Consider the following 18,111-nt stretch of genomic DNA (forward strand, 5'->3'; position numbering starts at 1 on the left):
CTAGCTCAGGCGTTTTTTACTTCGGAGCAAGGCAAAACGATCACGCGCTGTGTCATTCCACAAGGCAAGTCCTGGTATCCCAGGCGTTTTGTGGAATGGCATCGTGTTCTGCCAGCCACCCCTCCGGGCTCCTGCACTGCCTCAAGTGCTTGAAACTAGTGGAGATAACCATGAGCATTTTCAACAAAGTCACCAAATCCTTCCAGTGGGGCCAGCACAAGGTCACGATGGAAACCGGCGAAGTCGCCCGCCAGTCCGGCGGCGCAGTGATGGTCGATATGGACGGCACCGTGGTGCTGGCCACCGTGGTCGCCAAGGCTGACGCCAAGCCCGGCCAGGACTTCTTTCCCCTGACCGTCGACTACCTCGAAAAAACCTACGCCGCCGGCCGCATTCCCGGCAGCTTTTTCAAGCGTGAAGGCCGTCCCAGCGAGTTCGAAACGCTGACCTCGCGCCTGATCGACCGCCCGATCCGTCCGCTGTTTCCTGAAGGCTTCTTCAACGAAGTGCAGGTTGTGATCCATGTGCTGTCACTGAATCCTGAAGTCGAAGGCGACATTCCTGCGCTGATCGGCGCAAGTGCTGCGCTGGCGATCTCCGGCATTCCGTTCAACGGCCCGATTGGCGCCGCCCGCGTGGCCTACATCGACGGCCAGTATGTGCTGAACCCCGGCAAGACCCAGCTGAAAGATTCGAAGATGGACTTGGTCGTGGCGGGCACCGAAGCCGCCGTGCTGATGGTCGAGTCCGAGGCCCAGCAGCTGTCCGAAGAAATCATGCTCGGCGCCGTGGTGTTCGGCCATGAGCAGGGCAACATCGCCATCAACGCGATTCACGAGCTCGTTCGTGATGCCGGCAAGCCGGTCTGGGACTGGCGCGCGCCTCCCAAGGACGAGGTGCTGATCGCCAAGGTGGTCTCGCTGGCCGAAGAGAAGCTGGTGGCGGCCTACCAGATCCGCAACAAGCAGGCCCGCACCCACGCCACGCGTGAAGTGACCACCTGGACCAAGATGGGCCTGAAGGCCGAAGGCGTCGAATTCGACAGCGTGGCTGTGGACGGCATGCTGTTCGACATCGAAGCCAAAATCGTGCGCAGCCAGATCCTGGCCGGCGATCCGCGTATCGACGGCCGCGACACGCGCACCGTGCGCCCCATCGAAATCCGCAACAGCGTGCTGCCCCGTACCCACGGTTCGGCCCTGTTCACGCGTGGCGAGACCCAGGCGCTGGTGATCACCACGCTGGGCACCGAGCGCGATGCACAGCGCATTGACGCCTTGTCGGGCGACTATGAAGACCGCTTCATGCTGCACTACAACATGCCTCCGTTTGCCACCGGCGAAACCGGTCGTGTCGGCTCGCCAAAACGCCGCGAAATCGGCCACGGCCGCCTCGCCAAGCGTGCGCTGATCGCCGTGCTGCCGACCAAGGAAGAATTCCCCTACACCATGCGTGTCGTCAGCGAGATCACCGAGTCCAACGGCTCCTCGTCGATGGCATCCGTCTGCGGCGGCTGCCTGTCGCTGATGGACGCCGGCGTGCCGATGAAGGCCCACGTGGCCGGCATCGCCATGGGTCTGATCAAGGAAGACAACCGCTTCGCCGTGCTGACCGACATCCTGGGTGACGAAGATCATCTGGGTGACATGGACTTCAAGGTGGCCGGTACCACCGCCGGCATCACTGCGCTGCAGATGGACATCAAGATCCAGGGCATCACGAAAGAAATCATGCAGGTTGCGCTGGCGCAGGCCAAGGAAGCCCGCATGCACATCCTCGGCAAGATGCAGGAAGCCATGGGCGAAGCCAAGGCCGAGGTCTCTGACTTCGCACCGCGCCTGTATGTCATGAAGATCAACCCCGAGAAGATCCGTGACGTGATCGGCAAGGGCGGCGCCGTGATTCGCGCGCTGACCGAAGAGACCGGCACGCAGATCAACATCGAGGAAGACGGCACCATCACGATCGCGTCGAACGACAGCGCCAAGGCCGATGAAGCCAAACGCCGCATCGCCGAGATCACCGCCGAAGTCGAAATCGGCAAGGTCTACGAAGGCGCGATCACCAAGATCCTGGACTTCGGTGCCCTCGTCAACCTGCTGCCCGGCAAGGACGGCCTGCTGCACATCAGCCAGATCGCCCACGAACGTGTCGAGCGCGTGACCGACTACCTGAGCGAAGGCCAGATCGTCAAGGTCAAGGTTCTGGAAACCGACGAAAAAGGCCGCGTCAAGCTGTCCATGAAGGCACTGCTCGACCGTCCGGCCCAAGGCCAGGACCAGGGCTGAACTGCTATCTGATTGATAGCTGCTCGCGCCCGTCTGACGGGCGCTTCGGCCAACAATGAGCATGTACCTGATGAAAGCAGTCGAAATCACTTCCTTCGGACCGCCCGACGTCCTGCGTCTGGGCGAGCGGCCTGCGCCGGTTGCCGGCGAAGGCGAGTTGCTGATCCGCGTCAGTGCCAGCGGGGTGAACCGCCCCGATGTCCTGCAGCGCACCGGCAACTACCCGGTGCCGCCCGGAGCGTCGGATATTCCGGGGCTGGAAGTGGCTGGCGTGGTGGTTGGCGGCGACGCCGAGGCCATGGCGCAGGCCGGCCTGAAGGTGGGCGACCGTGTCTGCGCGCTGGTGGCGGGCGGCGGTTATGCCGAGCTGTGTGTGGCGCCGGTGGGCCAGTGTCTGCCGGTGCCGGCGGGCCTCAGTGATATCGAGGCAGCCTCGCTGCCCGAAACATTCTTTACCGTCTGGAGCAATGTCTTTGACCGGGTGCGCCTGCAAAAGGGCGAAACCCTGTTGGTCCAGGGCGGCTCCAGCGGAATCGGAGTCACGGCCATCCAGATGGCCAAGGCGCTGGGCGCCACGGTGCTGGTCACGGCTGGCAGTGACGACAAATGCGCCGCCTGCCTGGCCCTCGGTGCCGACCATGCGATCAACTACAAGACCAGCGACTTTGCCGAAGAGGTCAAGAAGCTCACGGCAGGTCAGGGCGTCAATGTCATTCTCGACATGGTTGCCGGCAGCTACGTGGCGCGTGAGGTCGAGTGCCTCGCCGAAGACGGCCGTCTGGTGATCATTGCCGTGCAGGGCGGCCTCAAGGCCGAGTTCAATGCCGGCCTGGTGCTGCGAAAGCGCCTGACCGTCACCGGTTCGACCCTGCGGCCACGGTCCATCGAGTTCAAGGCTGCGATTGCCGCGGCCCTGCGGGACAAGGTCTGGCCGCTGATTGTCAGCGGTGCGATCAAGCCCGTGATCCACAGCACGTTTGCTGCGGCGGAGGCCGCGCAGGCCCATGCGCTGATGGAGTCGAACCAGCACATCGGCAAAATCGTCTTGACCTGGCAGGTACCCAGCCCATGAAAAAACTCATCGCAGGAAACTGGAAAATGAACGGCAGCCTGGCTGCCAACGAAGCCTTGCTGCAGGCTCTGGCGGCCGGTTTTCCGGGGCAGCCGGCGTGTGCGGTGGCGGTGTGTGTTCCTGCGCCGTATCTGGCGCAGTTCCAGGCGCTGGCCAAGGCCTTGCCGGCGCTGGCTGCCATTGATCTGGGGGCGCAGGACGTTTCGGCCAAGGCCTCCGGGGCCTACACCGGTGAAGTCAGCGCGTCCATGCTGAAGGACTTCGGCTGCCGTTACGCCATCGTCGGCCACTCGGAGCGCCGCCAGTACCACTTTGAGACCGATGCGCTGGTGGCCGAAAAGGCACAGCAGGCGCTGGCCATGGGTATCACGCCGATTGTCTGTGTCGGCGAGACCTTGGCAGAACGCGAAGCAGGGCAGACGGAAAGCGTCGTCAAACGCCAGCTGGCAGCCGTGATTCATGCCAATGGCCACTGCATCAGTGAAATCGTCGTGGCCTACGAACCGGTCTGGGCGATCGGCACCGGCAAGACGGCGACACCCGAGCAGGCGCAAGCGGTGCACGCGGTGCTCAGGGCCCAGCTCAAGGCGGCGACGGACCAGTCCGCGCGCGTGAAAATTCTGTATGGCGGAAGCATGAATGCGGCCAACGCCGCAACGCTGCTGAGCCAGCCTGACATCGACGGCGGCCTGATCGGCGGCGCGTCGCTCAAGGCCCCCGATTTTTTGACGATTATTGCTGCAGCTGCCGTCTGACGGGCGAAGCACGCTATTCAATTAGGAGTAAACATGAACGTTTTGTTAACCATTGTTCTGGCGGTCCAGATGATCACCGCGCTGGGCATGATCGGCCTGATCCTCGTGCAGCATGGCAAGGGTGCCGACATGGGGGCGGCTTTTGGCAGCGGCGGCTCCGGCAGCCTGTTTGGCGCCAGCGGCAGTGCCAACTTCCTGTCGCGCACGACAGCGGTTTTGGCCGGCGTGTTTTTTGTCTGCACACTGGCCCTGGCTTATTTCGGTAACGCGCGTCCACAGACCGGCACCAGCGTGCTGGAAGGCGCAGCCATCACCGCGCCAGCGCCGGTTGCTCCCGGTGCCGGCCAGATCCCCGGCACGGCAAGCCCCGCACCTGCAGCGGGTGCGGTTGCCGTACCGCCTGCACCGGCAGCTTCTGGCGCAGGTCAGATCCCGACGAAATAGCGCCATAAAGGTGCCGTTCTGCTCAGGGAACGGCACAAATTCAGGGTAAACTCTGAGACTGCCCGGAAAGCCAAAACCGCAAGGTTCCTCATGCAATCCGGACAGCTAAAAACCGCGGACGTGGTGAAATTGGTAGACACGCTATCTTGAGGGGGTAGTGGCGAAAGCTGTGCGAGTTCGAGTCTCGCCGTCCGCACCACCTACAGGCACTGGCCAGTACTGCGCAGGCAGGGCCCAAGGCCTTGAACAGCAAACTGGCACCCAGCACAAGCGGCTTGCAGAAGTTGAATCGACGATGAACCTCGACCAATACCTCCCCGTCCTGTTGTTTATCCTGGTGGGCGTGGCTGTCGGCGTGGTGCCCCAGGTGCTGGGTCGTCTGCTTGGTCCGAACAAGCCGGACAGCGAAAAAAATTCCCCTTATGAGTGCGGCTTCGAGGCGTTTGAAGATGCCCGCATGAAGTTCGATGTGCGTTATTACCTCGTCGCCATCCTGTTCATTCTTTTCGACCTCGAAATCGCCTTCCTGTTTCCGTGGGCCGTGGCGCTCAAGGAGATCGGTCCGGTGGGTTTCTGGTCCATGATGATTTTCCTCGGCATTCTGGTCGTTGGTTTTGCCTACGAGTGGAAAAAAGGCGCCCTGGACTGGGAATAGCTCACCAAGACTCAGCGGCTGCACGCGCAGCCGCCACAAAGGGACGGGTATGTCACTAGAAGGTGTTTTCAACGAAGGCTTCATGACCACCAGTTACGACTCGGTGGTCAACTGGGCCAAGACCGGGTCGCTCTGGCCCATGACCTTCGGCCTGGCCTGCTGCGCCGTCGAGATGATGCATTCGGCCGCTGCGCGTTACGACATCGGCCGTTTCGGTGCCGAGGTGTTTCGTGCCAGTCCGCGCCAGAGTGACCTCATGATTGTGGCCGGCACCTTGTGCAACAAGATGGGTCCGGCCTTGCGCAAGGTGTACGACCAGATGGCCGAGCCGCGCTGGGTGATTTCCATGGGTTCCTGCGCCAATGGCGGTGGGTATTACCACTACAGCTACTCGGTCGTTCGCGGGTGTGATCGCATCGTGCCGGTGGATGTGTATGTGCCGGGTTGCCCGCCCACGGCCGAAGCCCTGATCTACGGCATTATCCAGTTGCAGCAGAAAATCCGCCGCACCAACACCATTGCGAGGGCTTGATGGGTCCTTTGCATCCTGCTACTGCTGAACAGCTCTCCGGCATCATTGCCGCTGCCTTGGGCGACAAAGCCAAGCGCACCACGGTGGCGCTCGGTGAGGTGACCGTTGTTGTCGATGTGTCCGATTACAAGGCGGCTGCCCTGATCCTGCGCGACACCCGCGGCTGCCAATTCGAACAGCTGATGGACCTTTGCGGTGTCGATTATTCCGAGTACGCCGAGGGCCGCTACGATGGTCGCCGCTTTTGCGTGGTGTCCCATTTGCTTTCTGTCAGTCTGAACCAGCGTGTTCGCCTGAAGGTCTTCTGCGCCGACGATGATTTCCCTGTGGTGGCATCCGTCAGCGATGTCTGGAACTCGGCCAACTGGTTCGAGCGCGAGGCCTTTGACCTGTTCGGCATCGTTTTCGAGGGGCACAACGATCTGCGCCGCATCCTGACCGACTACGGCTTTATCGGCCATCCTTTCCGCAAGGATTTTCCGACCACAGGCCATGTCGAGATGCGCTACGACCCCGAGCAGAAGCGCGTGATTTACCAGCCAGTGACGATTGAACCCCGCGAAATCACGCCGCGCGTGATCCGTGAAGACAACTACGGAGGGGTGCAGTAGCTATTTGTTCTTGCGGGCCTGGCCCGCAATCCAGGGTGGCGTTGTTCGCCCGCATGGATACCGGATGAGTCCGGCATGACAAGTCAAACGCAGAATCGATATGGCTGAAATCAAAAACTACACGCTCAACTTCGGGCCGCAGCATCCCGCTGCCCATGGCGTCTTGCGTCTTGTTCTGGAACTGGACGGCGAAGTGGTGCAGCGTGCCGACCCGCACATCGGCTTGCTGCATCGCGCCACCGAGAAGCTTGCCGAGAGCAAGACTTACATCCAGTCGCTGCCCTACATGGACCGGCTCGACTACGTGTCCATGATGTGCAACGAGCATGCCTACTGCCTGGCCATCGAAAAGCTGCTGGGTGTGGATGTGCCCATCCGCGCGCAGTACATCCGTGTCATGTTCTCGGAAATCACGCGCCTGCTGAATCACCTGATGTGGCTGGGCTCGCACGGCAATGACTGTGGCAGCTCGACCATCCTGATCTACACCTTTCGCGAGCGTGAAGACCTGTTTGATATTTACGAGGCGGTGTCCGGTGCGCGCATGCACGCGGCATATTTCCGTCCCGGCGGCGTTTACCGCGACCTGCCGGACACCATGCCGCAGTACAAGGTCAGCAAGATCCGGAATGCCAAGGCCATAGAGGCGATGAACGAGAACCGCCAGGGTTCACTGCTCGATTTCATCGGGGACTTCACCCGCCGTTTCCCGGCTTATGTGGACGAGTATGAAACGTTGCTGACGGACAACCGCATCTGGAAGCAGCGCACGGTGGGTGTCGGTGTGGTTTCGCCGGAACGCGCACTCGCCATGGGCATGACCGGTCCGATGTTGCGCGGCTCCGGCATGGCGTGGGACCTGCGCAAGCAGCAGCCCTACGAGGTTTACGACCGCATGGATTTCGACATTCCCGTGGGCAAGACCGGCGACTGCTACGACCGCTATCTGGTGCGGGTCGAGGAGATGCGCCAGTCCAACCGCATCATCGAGCAGTGCGTGGCCTGGCTGCGCGCCAATCCGGGGCCCGTGATCACCAGCAACCACAAGGTGGCTGCTCCCGGGCGCGAGTCCATGAAGTCCAACATGGAGGAGCTGATCCATCATTTCAAGCTCTTCACGGAAGGCCTCCATGTACCCGAAGGTGAAGCCTATGCCGCGGTCGAACACCCGAAGGGCGAGTTCGGCATTTATATCGTGAGCGACGGCGCCAACAAGCCTTATCGCCTGAAGATCCGCCCGCCGGGTTTTGCGCACCTTGCTGCGCTGGACGAAATGGCGCGTGGCCACATGCTGGCCGATGCCGTGGCGATCATCGGAACCATGGACATTGTTTTTGGAGAGATTGATCGATGATCTCTGAAGTTACCAAAGCGCGCTTCGCGAAAGAAGTCGCAAAATATCCCGCGGACCAGAAGCAGTCGGCCGTCATGGCCTGCCTGGCGATCGTCCAGGAAGAGCAGGGCTACGTCAGCGCCGAGAGCGAAAAACTCGTGGCAGAGTACCTCGGCATGGCACCGATTGCCGTGCATGAGGTCACGACCTTCTACAACATGTACAACCAGCAGCCGGTGGGCAAGTACAAGATCAATGTCTGCACCAACCTGCCGTGCCAGCTGCGCGATGGCACCAGGGCGCTGGCCTACCTCGAGCACAAGCTGGGCGTGACCATGGGCGGCACGACGGAAGACGGCCTGTTCACCCTGCAGCAGTCCGAGTGCCTGGGCGCCTGCGCCGACTCGCCGGTCATGCTGGTCAACGACCTGCACATGTGCAGCTTCATGAGCAACGACAAACTCGACCAGCTGATCGATGGCCTGAAATCGGGCGAGGCTAAATAACCATGTCTGCTTCCAGCATCCTCTCCCAGTTTGAAGCCACCGGCGTCCAGACCTCCTTCCACGGCCGCCATATCGACCCGCAGATCATGGCGGGCCTCGATGGCGCCAACTGGCGCCTGAAAGACTACGAAGCGCGCGGCGGTTACCAGGCCCTGCGCAAGATCCTGGGCAAGGACGGCGGCGAAGGCCTGACACAAGACCAGGTGATCGCCGAGGTCAAGGGCAGCGGCTTGCGCGGACGTGGCGGCGCGGGTTTCCCGACCGGCCTGAAGTGGAGTTTCATGCCGCGCCAGTTTCCGGGCCAGAAATACCTGGTCTGCAACTCGGATGAAGGCGAGCCGGGCACGGCCAAAGACCGCGACATCATGCAGTACAACCCGCACATCGTCATCGAAGGCATGGCGATTGCCGCCTACGCGATGGGCATCAGCGTCGGTTACAACTACATCCACGGCGAAATTTTCACCACTTACAAGCGGTTTGAAGAGGCGCTGGAAGAAGCGCGCGCCGCCGGCTTGCTGGGCGACAACATCCTGGGCAGCAGCTACAGCTTCCAGCTGCATGCGGCCCACGGTTTCGGCGCCTACATCTGCGGCGAGGAAACCGCTTTGCTCGAATCGCTGGAAGGCAAAAAAGGCCAGCCGCGTTTCAAGCCGCCGTTTCCCGCGAGTTTTGGCCTGTACGGCAAGCCGACAACGATCAACAACACGGAAACCTTCGCGGCCGTGCCGTGGATCATCCGCAATGGCGGCCAGGCCTACCTGGACTGCGGCAAGCCCAACAACGGCGGCACCAAGATCTTTACCATCAGCGGCGACGTCGAGCGTCCGGGCAACTATGAAATCCCGATGGGCACGCCTTTTGCCAAACTGCTCGAGCTCGCGGGTGGCATGCGCGGCGGGCGCAAGCTCAAGGCCGTGATTCCCGGCGGTTCGTCCATGCCGGTGCTGCCGGCCGACATCATGATGGCCACCGACATGGACTACGACTCGATCGCCAAGGCCGGCTCCATGCTGGGCTCCGGCGCGGTGATCGTGATGGACGAGACCCGTTGCATGGTCAAGAGTCTGCTGCGCCTGTCCTACTTCTACATGCACGAGAGCTGCGGCCAGTGCACACCCTGCCGTGAGGGCACGGGCTGGCTCTGGCGCATGGTGGACCGCATTGAACACGGCCATGGCCGTGAGAGCGACCTGGACTTGCTCAACTCGATCTCCGACAACATCCAGGGCCGCACCATCTGCGCGCTTGGCGACGCAGCGGCCATGCCGGTGCGCGCCATGATCAAGCACTTCCGCGCCGAATTCGAGCACCACATCACCCACAAGACCTGTCTGGTCCCGGTTTACGCATAACAGCGCTCCAATAAAGCAGATTCACATGGTTGAAATCCAACTCGACGGTCAGAAAGTGGAAGTGCCCGAAGGCAGCACGGTGATGCATGCCGCCGAAAAAGCCGGCACCTACATTCCGCACTTCTGCTATCACAAGAAGCTCAGCATCGCGGCCAACTGCCGCATGTGCCTGGTGGACGTGGAGAAGGCGCCCAAGCCGATGCCGGCCTGCGCGACGCCCGTGACGCAGGGCATGATCGTGCACACCAAGAGTGACAAAGCCATCAAGGCCCAGAAGGGCGTGATGGAGTTCCTGCTGATCAACCACCCGCTGGACTGCCCGATCTGCGACCAGGGCGGCGAGTGCCAGCTGCAGGACCTGGCGGTTGGCTACGGCGGCAGCGGTTCGCGCTACGAAGAAGAAAAGCGCGTGGTGTTCCACAAGAACGTGGGCCCGCTGATCTCCATGGAGGAGATGAGCCGCTGCATTCACTGTACGCGCTGCGTGCGTTTCGGCCAGGAAGTTGCCGGTGTGATGGAGCTCGGCATGTCCAACCGCGGCGAACATGCCGAGATCGAGACTTTTGTCGGCATGTCGGTGGACTCCGAGCTGTCAGGCAACATGATCGACATCTGCCCGGTCGGCGCGCTGACCAGCAAGCCTTTCCGCTACAGCGCCCGCACCTGGGAGCTCTCGCGCCGCAAGTCGGTCAGCCCGCACGACTCGACCGGTGCCAACCTGATTGTCCAGGTCAAGTCCAACAAGGTCATGCGCGTCGTGCCGCTCGAAAACGAAGACGTGAACGAATGCTGGATTGCCGACCGCGACCGCTTCTCTTATGAAGCGCTGAACAGCGACGAGCGCCTGACCACCCCCATGCTCAAGCAGGGCGGGCAGTGGAAAGCTGTGGACTGGCAGACGGCGCTCGAATATGTTGCCAACGGCCTGAAGCAGATCAAGGCTGACCATGGCGCCCAAAGCATGGGCCTGCTTGCCAGTCCGCACAGCACATTGGAAGAGCTGTACCTCGCCGCATCGCTGATGCGCGGCCTGGGCAGTGACAATATTGATTACCGTCTGCGCAACGCAGAATTTGCGCCCGCGCCATCCGTGCGCTGGCTGGGCACCTCGGTTGCATCGTTGTCGCAGTTGCAGCGCGCACTGGTCATCGGCTCCAATCTGCGCAAGGACCACCCGCTGTTTGCACAACGAATTCGGCAGTCTGTCCGCAAGGGCTGTGCGCTGAGTGCTATTACTTCCGTAGCAGAACTGGCGTCTGCCGACGCCTGGGCCATGCCCGTGGCTCATAACGTGCTGGCCGAGCCGGGTGCCTGGGCGCAGGCGCTGGCCGACGTGGCCGCTGCGATTGCCGCAGACAAGAACGTACCGGCGCCGGCTGCCGGCCAGGTCACGGATGCCGCCAGGGCCATCGCCAAATCCCTGCAGGGTGGCGAGCGCAAGGCCATCCTGCTGGGTAACGCCGCTGCACACCATGCGCATGCGGAGAGCCTGCTGGCCCTGGCCAACTGGATCGGCACCCAAACCGGAGCCAGTGTGGGTTACCTGACAGAAGCGGCCAACACCGTGGGCGCACAGCTGGCGGGTGTCATGCCGTCCGCTCGGGGTCTGAACGCCGGGCAGATGCTGACAGGCGGCCTGAAGGCGGTGCTGCTGCTCAACAACGAACCCGAGTTCGATTCTGCGGCAGGTGCGTCAGCCGGGACTTCACTCATTGCAGCGCAAATGGTGGTCACCCTGAGCCCGTTCAAGGCCAACATGGCGTTCAGCGACGTCCTGCTGCCGATTGCACCGTTCTCGGAAACTCCGGGTACTTTTGTCAACGCCGAAGGCCGGGTGCAGGGGTTTCATGCGGTGACCAAGCCGCTCGGCGAAACGCGGCCGGCCTGGAAGGTCCTGCGTGTGCTGGCCAACCTGCTCGAGTTGCCGGGCTTTGATTTCGAATCCGCACAGGATGTGCTCAAGCAGGTGCCCGCTGCCGCGGCAGCGCAGGTGCCCGCAGAGTACCTGGGCAACAGCACCCAGGCCGGCATTGACCTGTCGGCCGCGGGCCCATCCCCGGTGGTCGCCAGCATTTACCAGCTCGACGGCATGGTCCGGCGTGCGACATCGCTGCAACTGACCGCCGATGCGCGGCAGGCGCTGGCAGGTGAGGGAGCAGCAGCATGATTGACGGCATTTTCAACTTCGGCCAAGGCTTGATGGGAGGCATCTGGCCGGGCACGGTCTGGCCTGTCCTGTGGATCCTGATCAAGATCGTCTGCGTCTTGCTGCCCCTGATGGGCGCGGTGGCTTACCTGACCCTGTGGGAGCGCAAGTTGCTGGGTTTCATGCAGGTGCGGCTTGGCCCGAATCGCGTGGGTCCGTTTGGTCTGTTGCAGCCCATCGCCGATGCCGTGAAGCTGCTGACCAAGGAAATCATCAGCCCGACGGCTGCCAGCAAGGGCCTGTTCGTACTCGGGCCGATCATGGCCATCATGCCCGCGCTGGCGGCCTGGGTCGTGATTCCGTTTGGCCCCGATGTGGCGCTTGCCAACGTGAACGCCGGGCTGTTGCTCGTCATGGCGATCACTTCGATCGAGGTGTATGGCGTGATCATTGCCGGTTGGGCCTCCAACTCGAAATACGCTTTCCTGGGGGCGTTGCGCGCTTCGGCCCAGATGGTCAGTTATGAGATCGCCATGGGTTTTTGCCTGGTGGTAGTGCTGATGGTATCGGGCAGCATGAACCTGACGGACATCGTCGTGGGTCAGGCCAGAGGCATGGCAGCCGACAAGGGGTTGACTTTCCTGTCCTGGAACTGGCTGCCGCTGCTGCCCATCTTCATGGTCTATCTGATTTCCGGCGTGGCCGAAACCAATCGCCACCCGTTTGATGTGGTGGAAGGCGAGGCTGAGATTGTGGCCGGTCACATGGTCGAGTACTCGGGTATGGGCTTTGCCATCTTCTTCCTGGCCGAGTACGCCAGCATGTGGCTGGTGGCGATCCTGGCGGCGTTGATGTTCCTCGGCGGCTGGTTGTCGCCGGTGGACAGCGCCTTGTTCAACTGGATTCCCGGCTGGATCTGGCTGGGTCTGAAGACTTTCCTGGTTGTGTCCATGTTCATCTGGATCCGCGCCACTTTCCCGCGCTTCCGGTATGACCAGATCATGCGGCTGGGCTGGAAGATTTTTATCCCGGTCACCCTGGTGTGGCTGGTCGTCGTGGGTGTGTGGATGCAGACGCCCTGGAATATCTGGAACTAAGCGGAAAATCATCATGGCCAGCGCAACCGCTTCAACGTTTTCGTTCAGGGATTTTTTAAGAAGCTTCATGCTCGTGGAGCTGCTCAAGGGCATGGCCCTGACCGGTCGCTATGCCTTCCGGCGCAAGATCACCGTGCAGTTCCCCGAAGAAAAAACGCCACTTTCGCCACGCTTTCGCGGCCTGCACGCCTTGCGCCGTTATGACAACGGCGAGGAACGTTGCATTGCCTGCAAGCTCTGCGAGGCCGTGTGCCCTGCGATGGCGATCACGATCGAATCGGATGTTCGCGAAGACGGCAGCCGCCGCACCTCGCGTTACGACATCGACCTGACCAAATGCATTTTCTGCGGCTTCTGCGAGGAAAGCTGTCCGGTGGACTCCATTGTCGAAACGCACATTCTCGAGTACCACGGTGAGAAGCGGGGCGACCTCTACTTCACCAAGGACATGCTGCTGGCTGTCGGTGACCGTTACGAAAAAGAAATCGCCGCCAACCGCGCTGCGGATGCCAAGTACCGCTGAAACCGCCGCAAAGTCGTTGGCTCAAGAAAGATTCGCAGAACATGGACGTTAAAACCGGTCTCTTTTATCTCTTCGCCCTGGTGCTGCTGTTTGCGGCGTTCCGGGTGATCACTGCGCGCAACCCCGTGCATGCCGTGCTGTACCTGATGCTCGCCTTCTCGCAGGCTGCAGCGGTGTGGCTGCTTCTCAAGGCCGAATTTCTCGCCATTACCCTGGTGCTCGTGTATCTGGGGGCCGTGATGGTGCTTTTCCTCTTTGTGGTGATGATGCTTGACATCAACATGGACGCCGTGCGCAAGGGGTTCTGGAAGCATTTTCCGATGGCCGCCATGGTGGGTGTGCTGATCGCGCTTGAAATGGCCGCTGTGCTGATGGGGGGCTTCCGGCTGACTGAGGAGCCCAAGAGCGCATCGATGGCCAATACAGCTGTCCAGGCGATCCAGTTTTCCAACACCAAGGCGTTGGGCAAACTGCTTTACACCGAGTATCTGTACCCTCTTCAAATTGCCGCGACTATTTTGCTGGTGGCGATGATTGCCGCCATTGCGCTGACCTTGCGGCAGCGCAAGGACAGCAAGCACATCAATCCGGCCCTCCAGATCCGTGTGAAGGCCCGGGACCGTGTCACGCTCGTGAAAGTGTCGGCCACGCAGGCCGCACCCGAGGTGGCGGCCGCACAGACCCCCACCGAGGAGAAGAACGCATGACATTGACGCTGGGACACTTTCTCTCGCTGGGGGCCATACTGTTTGCCCTGTCCGTGATTGGCATCTTCCTGAACCGCAAGAACCTGATCGTGTTGTTGATGGCTATCGAGTTGATGCTGCTGGCCGTCAATACGAACTTCGTTGCCTTTTCGTATTACCTGGGCGACATGCATGGTCAGGTTTTCGTGTTTTTCATCCTGACTGTCGCGGCTGCCGAATCGGCTATCGGCCTGGCTATTCTGGTACTGCTGTTCCGCAACAAGTCCAGCATCAATGTGGACGAACTCAACACGCTCAAGGGATGAAGATGACGCTCCCCCCCGAAGCGGCCTTTGCTTGCCCCGCACCGCTGCCAGAGGCAGCGGCTCTTCGTGGCCGTCCAAGCTTGCGCAGGCAGGTTTGGAGCCGCGGCTCTCAGCCCCTCAAAGGGGCGCCGCTGACGGACCGGCAAAGCCGGTTCCGTGGCGGCCTTGGCATGGCTCCCTTGTTTGCCTGCGCAACTGGCTTGGCGGAAAAAATCTGATATGGCATCCACCCTCAACGCTTCAACCCTGCTTGCTGTTCCCCTGGCGCCCCTTGCGGGCGCCTTGCTGGCCGGCATTTTTGGCACCACGTTCGGTGGCAACTGGATAGGCCGCCGCCTGTCGCACACGCTGACCATCGTCGGTGTGCTGGTGGCCTTCATCATCTCGGCCATGACACTCAGGAGTGTCGCGATCGACGGTGCGCGTTTCAATGAAACGCTTTACACCTGGATGGTCGTTGGCGGCCTGAAGATGGAAATCGGTTTCCTCGTGGACGGCCTGACCGCCATGATGATGTGTGTCGTGACCTTTGTCTCACTGATGGTGCACATCTACACCATCGGCTACATGGAAGAAGACGAAGGCTACAACCGCTTTTTCGCCTACATCTCGCTGTTCACCTTCTCCATGCTGATGCTGGTGATGAGCAACAACATGCTGCAGCTGTTCTTCGGCTGGGAGGCCGTGGGCCTGGTGTCCTACCTCCTGATCGGCTTCTGGTTCAACAAGCCGACCGCCATCTTCGCCAACATGAAGGCTTTCCTGGTCAACCGGGTCGGCGATTTCGGTTTCATCCTCGGCATCGGCCTGCTGGCGGCCTATGCCGGCACGCTCAATTACACCGAAGTGTTCGCCAAGTCGGGCGACATCGCCAAGCTCGGATTCCCTGGCACCGACTGGATGCTGATCACCGTGATCTGCATCTGCCTGTTCATCGGCGCCATGGGCAAGTCGGCCCAGTTTCCGCTGCATGTCTGGTTGCCAGACTCCATGGAAGGCCCGACACCCATTTCTGCGCTCATCCACGCCGCCACCATGGTCACGGCCGGCATTTTCATGGTGGCCCGCATGTCGCCGCTGTTCGAACTGAGCGATACAGCGCTCAGCTTCATCATGGTGATAGGCGCCATCACGGCCCTGTTCATGGGTTTCCTGGGCATCATCCAGAACGACATCAAACGCGTCGTGGCTTATTCCACCCTGTCGCAGCTCGGCTACATGACAGTGGCGCTGGGCGCCTCGGCCTACTCGGTCGCTGTCTTCCACCTGATGACTCATGCCTTCTTCAAGGCCCTGCTGTTCCTGGCGGCGGGTTCCGTCATCATGGGTGTGCACCACAACCAGGACATTCGCTGGATGGGCGGGCTGCGCAAGTACATGCCCATCACCTGGATCACCGCACTGCTCGGCTCGCTGGCGCTGATCGGCACGCCGCTGTTTGCCGGTTTCTATTCGAAGGACAGCATCATCGAAGCGGTGCATTTCAGCAACCTGCCGGGCGCCGGCTTTGCATACTTCGCGGTGCTCGCCGGTGTGTTCGTGACGGCCTTTTATTCCTTCCGCATGTATTTCCTGGTGTTCCACGGCAAGGAGCGTTTTGACCAGAACCCCGATGCACACCACGACGACCACCATGGCCATGATGCGCACCATGCCGCCCATGTGCCGCACGAGTCGCCCTGGGTGGTCACCGCGCCGCTGGTCCTGCTGGCCATTCCCTCGGTGGTGATCGGCTTCATGAGCATTGACGCCATGCTGTTCGGCGACTTCCTGAAAGACGCCATCATCGTCAACGTGGCCAAACACCCGGCCATGGCCGAACTGGCGAAAATGTTCCACGGCCCGGCGCAGATGGCCCTGCATGGCCTCATGACGGCTCCGTTCTGGCTGGCACTTGCCGGCGTGGCTTCGGCTTATTACATGTACATGATCAACCCGGCCCTGCCGGCGGCCATCAAGCGCCGCGTCGAGCCCCTGTACACGCTGCTCGAGAACAAGTACTACATGGACTGGTTCAATGAGAACGTTCTCGCACGCGGTGCGCGCGGCCTGGGCGTCGGCCTGTGGAAGGGCGGCGACGAGAAGCTGATCGACGGCGCGCTGGTCAACGGCTCCTGGAAGCTGGTCGGCTGGGTGGCGGGCGTCGTGCGCAAGGCGCAGACTGGCTACATCTACCACTATGCGCTGGCCATGATCGTCGGCATCTTCATCCTGGTCAGCTATTTCTCGACCTGGCCGATGATCAAAGAACTGCTCAATAAATGAGCCAACAGGAATAACAAAAATGGGATTGTTGAGCCTTGCCATCTGGACGCCGATCTTTTTCGGCGTCATCCTGCTGGCCCTCGGACGTGACGATCAGGCGCGCAGCGTGCGCTGGATCGCGCTGATCGGTGCCATCGTCAGCTTCCTTGTGACCCTTCCCCTTTACGGCGGTTTTGAAATCGGCACCTCGGCCCTGCAGTTTGTAGAGAAGGCCTCGTGGATAGCGCGTTTCAATGTCAATTACCACCTCGGCGTGGATGGCATCTCGCTGTGGTTTGTACTGTTGACGGCCTTCATCAACGTGGTGGTCATCATCGCGAGCTGGGAGTCAATCACCAGCCGCGTCAACCAGTACATGGCCGCCTTCCTGATCCTCAGCGGCCTGATGATAGGCGTGTTCGCGGCGCTCGACGGCATGCTGTTTTATGTGTTCTTCGAAGCCACGCTGATCCCGATGTACCTGATCATCGGCGTCTGGGGCGGGCCGAGGAAGATCTACGCGGCCTTCAAGTTCTTCCTGTACACGCTGCTCGGCTCCTTGCTGATGCTGATCGCGCTGATCTTCCTGTACGTCAAGTCGGGCGGCAGTTTTGACCTCGCCGTCTGGTACAAGTTGCCACTGGGTGCCACCGCGCAGACGCTGCTGTTCTTTGCCTTCCTGGCGGCGTTTGCCGTGAAGGTGCCGATGTGGCCGGTCCACACCTGGCTGCCCGACGTGCACGTGGAGGCGCCCACCGGCGGCTCGGCCGTGCTGGCGGCCATCATGCTCAAGCTCGGCGCCTACGGTTTCCTGCGGTTTTCGCTGCCGATTGCGCCCGACGCCGCACGTGAATGGGCTGGACTCATGATTGCCCTGTCGTTGATCGCCGTGATCTACGTCGGCCTGGTGGCCATGGTCCAGCGGGACATGAAGAAGCTGGTGGCGTATTCGTCGGTGGCACACATGGGTTTTGTCACCTTGGGCTTTTTCATCTTCAACGACATCGGTGTGTCCGGCGGCATTGTGCAGATGATTGCGCACGGCTTTGTTTCCGCCGCCATGTTCCTGTGTATTGGCGTGTTGTACGACCGGGTGCATTCGCGCGAGATCGCCAGTTACGGTGGTGTGGTCAACACCATGCCCAAGTTCACGGCCTTTGCGCTGCTGTTTGCCATGGCCAACTGCGGCCTGCCCGCCACCGCCGGATTTGTCGGCGAGTGGATGGTCATCCTGGGCGCAGTCAAATTCAACTTCTGGATTGGCGCGGCGGCCGCGTCGGCACTGATTTTCGGCGCAGCCTATACCCTGTGGATGTTCAAGCGTGTTTACCTCGGACCGGTCGCCAACGACGATGTCAAGGGCCTGGCCGACATCAACAGCCGTGAATTCCTGATGCTGGCCCTGCTGGCCATTGCCGTGTTGTTCATGGGTATCTATCCCAAGCCTTTCACCGATGTGATGGACAGCTCGGTCATCGACCTGCTCAAACACGTCGCGGCTTCCAAACTGCAATAAGCAACCATTTCAAAGAATTCAG

The 18,111-nt window shown here is 61.1% G+C and carries 17 protein-coding genes and 1 tRNA gene; all 18 read left to right on the forward strand.

The window, feature by feature from the left end; all coding sequences use genetic code 11:
- Positions 1–170 precede the first annotated feature (170 nt).
- The 18 genes from pnp to B7X65_RS12090 all read left to right on the forward strand — a co-directional run bounded on the left by pnp (position 171) and on the right by B7X65_RS12090 (position 18,089).
- Positions 171–2,288, forward strand: coding sequence for a polyribonucleotide nucleotidyltransferase (pnp, locus tag B7X65_RS12005; RefSeq protein ID WP_293594534.1), 2,118 nt, complete (start codon positions 171–173; stop codon positions 2,286–2,288).
- A gap of 70 nt (positions 2,289–2,358) precedes the next feature.
- Positions 2,359–3,360 (forward strand): NAD(P)H-quinone oxidoreductase, encoded by a 1,002-nt coding sequence (locus tag B7X65_RS12010; RefSeq protein ID WP_293594535.1) that lies wholly within the window; start codon positions 2,359–2,361, stop codon positions 3,358–3,360.
- Positions 3,357–4,115, forward strand: a complete 759-nt coding sequence (gene tpiA, locus B7X65_RS12015) for a triose-phosphate isomerase (protein WP_293594536.1) — start codon at positions 3,357–3,359, stop codon at positions 4,113–4,115. Before B7X65_RS12010 ends, tpiA begins: the two co-directional genes overlap by 4 nt.
- A gap of 33 nt (positions 4,116–4,148) precedes the next feature.
- Entirely contained in the window at positions 4,149–4,559 is a 411-nt protein-coding gene (secG, locus tag B7X65_RS12020) for a preprotein translocase subunit SecG (protein WP_293594537.1), read from the forward strand.
- 114 nt (positions 4,560–4,673) lie between these two features.
- Positions 4,674–4,758: transfer RNA gene (locus B7X65_RS12025), tRNA-Leu, on the forward strand.
- A 96-nt stretch (positions 4,759–4,854) separates the two neighbouring features.
- Positions 4,855–5,214: an NADH-quinone oxidoreductase subunit A gene (locus tag B7X65_RS12030; RefSeq protein ID WP_293594538.1), complete on the forward strand. Its 360-nt coding sequence runs from the start codon at positions 4,855–4,857 to the stop codon at positions 5,212–5,214.
- Between the two features lie 49 nt (positions 5,215–5,263).
- The gene (locus B7X65_RS12035) at positions 5,264–5,746 is read left to right on the forward strand and encodes an NADH-quinone oxidoreductase subunit B family protein (RefSeq protein ID WP_077593284.1); all 483 of its coding nucleotides are present in this window, start codon (positions 5,264–5,266) and stop codon (positions 5,744–5,746) included.
- Positions 5,746–6,357 carry an NADH-quinone oxidoreductase subunit C gene (locus B7X65_RS12040; protein ID WP_293594539.1) on the forward strand — a complete coding sequence of 204 codons (612 nt, stop codon included), beginning with the start codon at positions 5,746–5,748 and terminating at the stop codon, positions 6,355–6,357. Before B7X65_RS12035 ends, B7X65_RS12040 begins: the two co-directional genes overlap by 1 nt.
- Positions 6,358–6,457: 100 nt before the next feature.
- On the forward strand, positions 6,458–7,711 hold the full coding sequence (locus B7X65_RS12045; RefSeq protein WP_293594540.1) for an NADH-quinone oxidoreductase subunit D: 1,254 nt from the start codon (positions 6,458–6,460) through the stop codon (positions 7,709–7,711).
- Positions 7,708–8,196 (forward strand): NADH-quinone oxidoreductase subunit NuoE, encoded by a 489-nt coding sequence (gene nuoE / locus B7X65_RS12050; RefSeq protein ID WP_293594541.1) that lies wholly within the window; start codon positions 7,708–7,710, stop codon positions 8,194–8,196. The genes B7X65_RS12045 and nuoE overlap by 4 nt, the downstream gene beginning before the upstream one ends.
- A 2-nt stretch (positions 8,197–8,198) precedes the next feature.
- A complete protein-coding gene (gene nuoF / locus B7X65_RS12055; protein WP_293594542.1) occupies positions 8,199–9,551 on the forward strand; it encodes an NADH-quinone oxidoreductase subunit NuoF in 1,353 nt (450 codons plus the stop codon).
- Positions 9,552–9,576: 25 nt separating this feature from the next.
- Positions 9,577–11,718: an NADH-quinone oxidoreductase subunit NuoG gene (nuoG, locus tag B7X65_RS12060; RefSeq protein ID WP_293594543.1), complete on the forward strand. Its 2,142-nt coding sequence runs from the start codon at positions 9,577–9,579 to the stop codon at positions 11,716–11,718.
- Positions 11,715–12,794 carry an NADH-quinone oxidoreductase subunit NuoH gene (nuoH, locus tag B7X65_RS12065; RefSeq protein ID WP_293594544.1) on the forward strand — a complete coding sequence of 360 codons (1,080 nt, stop codon included), beginning with the start codon at positions 11,715–11,717 and terminating at the stop codon, positions 12,792–12,794. Before nuoG ends, nuoH begins: the two co-directional genes overlap by 4 nt.
- Positions 12,795–12,807: 13 nt before the next feature.
- The gene (nuoI, locus tag B7X65_RS12070; protein ID WP_293594545.1) at positions 12,808–13,317 is read left to right on the forward strand and encodes an NADH-quinone oxidoreductase subunit NuoI; all 510 of its coding nucleotides are present in this window, start codon (positions 12,808–12,810) and stop codon (positions 13,315–13,317) included.
- Positions 13,318–13,358: 41 nt separating this feature from the next.
- On the forward strand, positions 13,359–14,024 hold the full coding sequence (locus tag B7X65_RS12075; protein WP_293594546.1) for an NADH-quinone oxidoreductase subunit J: 666 nt from the start codon (positions 13,359–13,361) through the stop codon (positions 14,022–14,024).
- Positions 14,021–14,329: an NADH-quinone oxidoreductase subunit NuoK gene (nuoK, locus tag B7X65_RS12080; RefSeq protein ID WP_293594547.1), complete on the forward strand. Its 309-nt coding sequence runs from the start codon at positions 14,021–14,023 to the stop codon at positions 14,327–14,329. The genes B7X65_RS12075 and nuoK overlap by 4 nt, the downstream gene beginning before the upstream one ends.
- 219 nt (positions 14,330–14,548) lie before the next feature.
- Positions 14,549–16,594, forward strand: coding sequence for an NADH-quinone oxidoreductase subunit L (gene nuoL, locus B7X65_RS12085; protein ID WP_293594548.1), 2,046 nt, complete (start codon positions 14,549–14,551; stop codon positions 16,592–16,594).
- Between the two features lie 19 nt (positions 16,595–16,613).
- A complete protein-coding gene (locus B7X65_RS12090; RefSeq protein ID WP_293594549.1) occupies positions 16,614–18,089 on the forward strand; it encodes an NADH-quinone oxidoreductase subunit M in 1,476 nt (491 codons plus the stop codon).
- The last annotated feature ends 22 nt before the right edge of the window (positions 18,090–18,111 follow it).

This window comes from Polaromonas sp. 39-63-25 (assembly GCF_002278925.1).
Classification (GTDB): domain Bacteria; phylum Pseudomonadota; class Gammaproteobacteria; order Burkholderiales; family Burkholderiaceae_C; genus Polaromonas.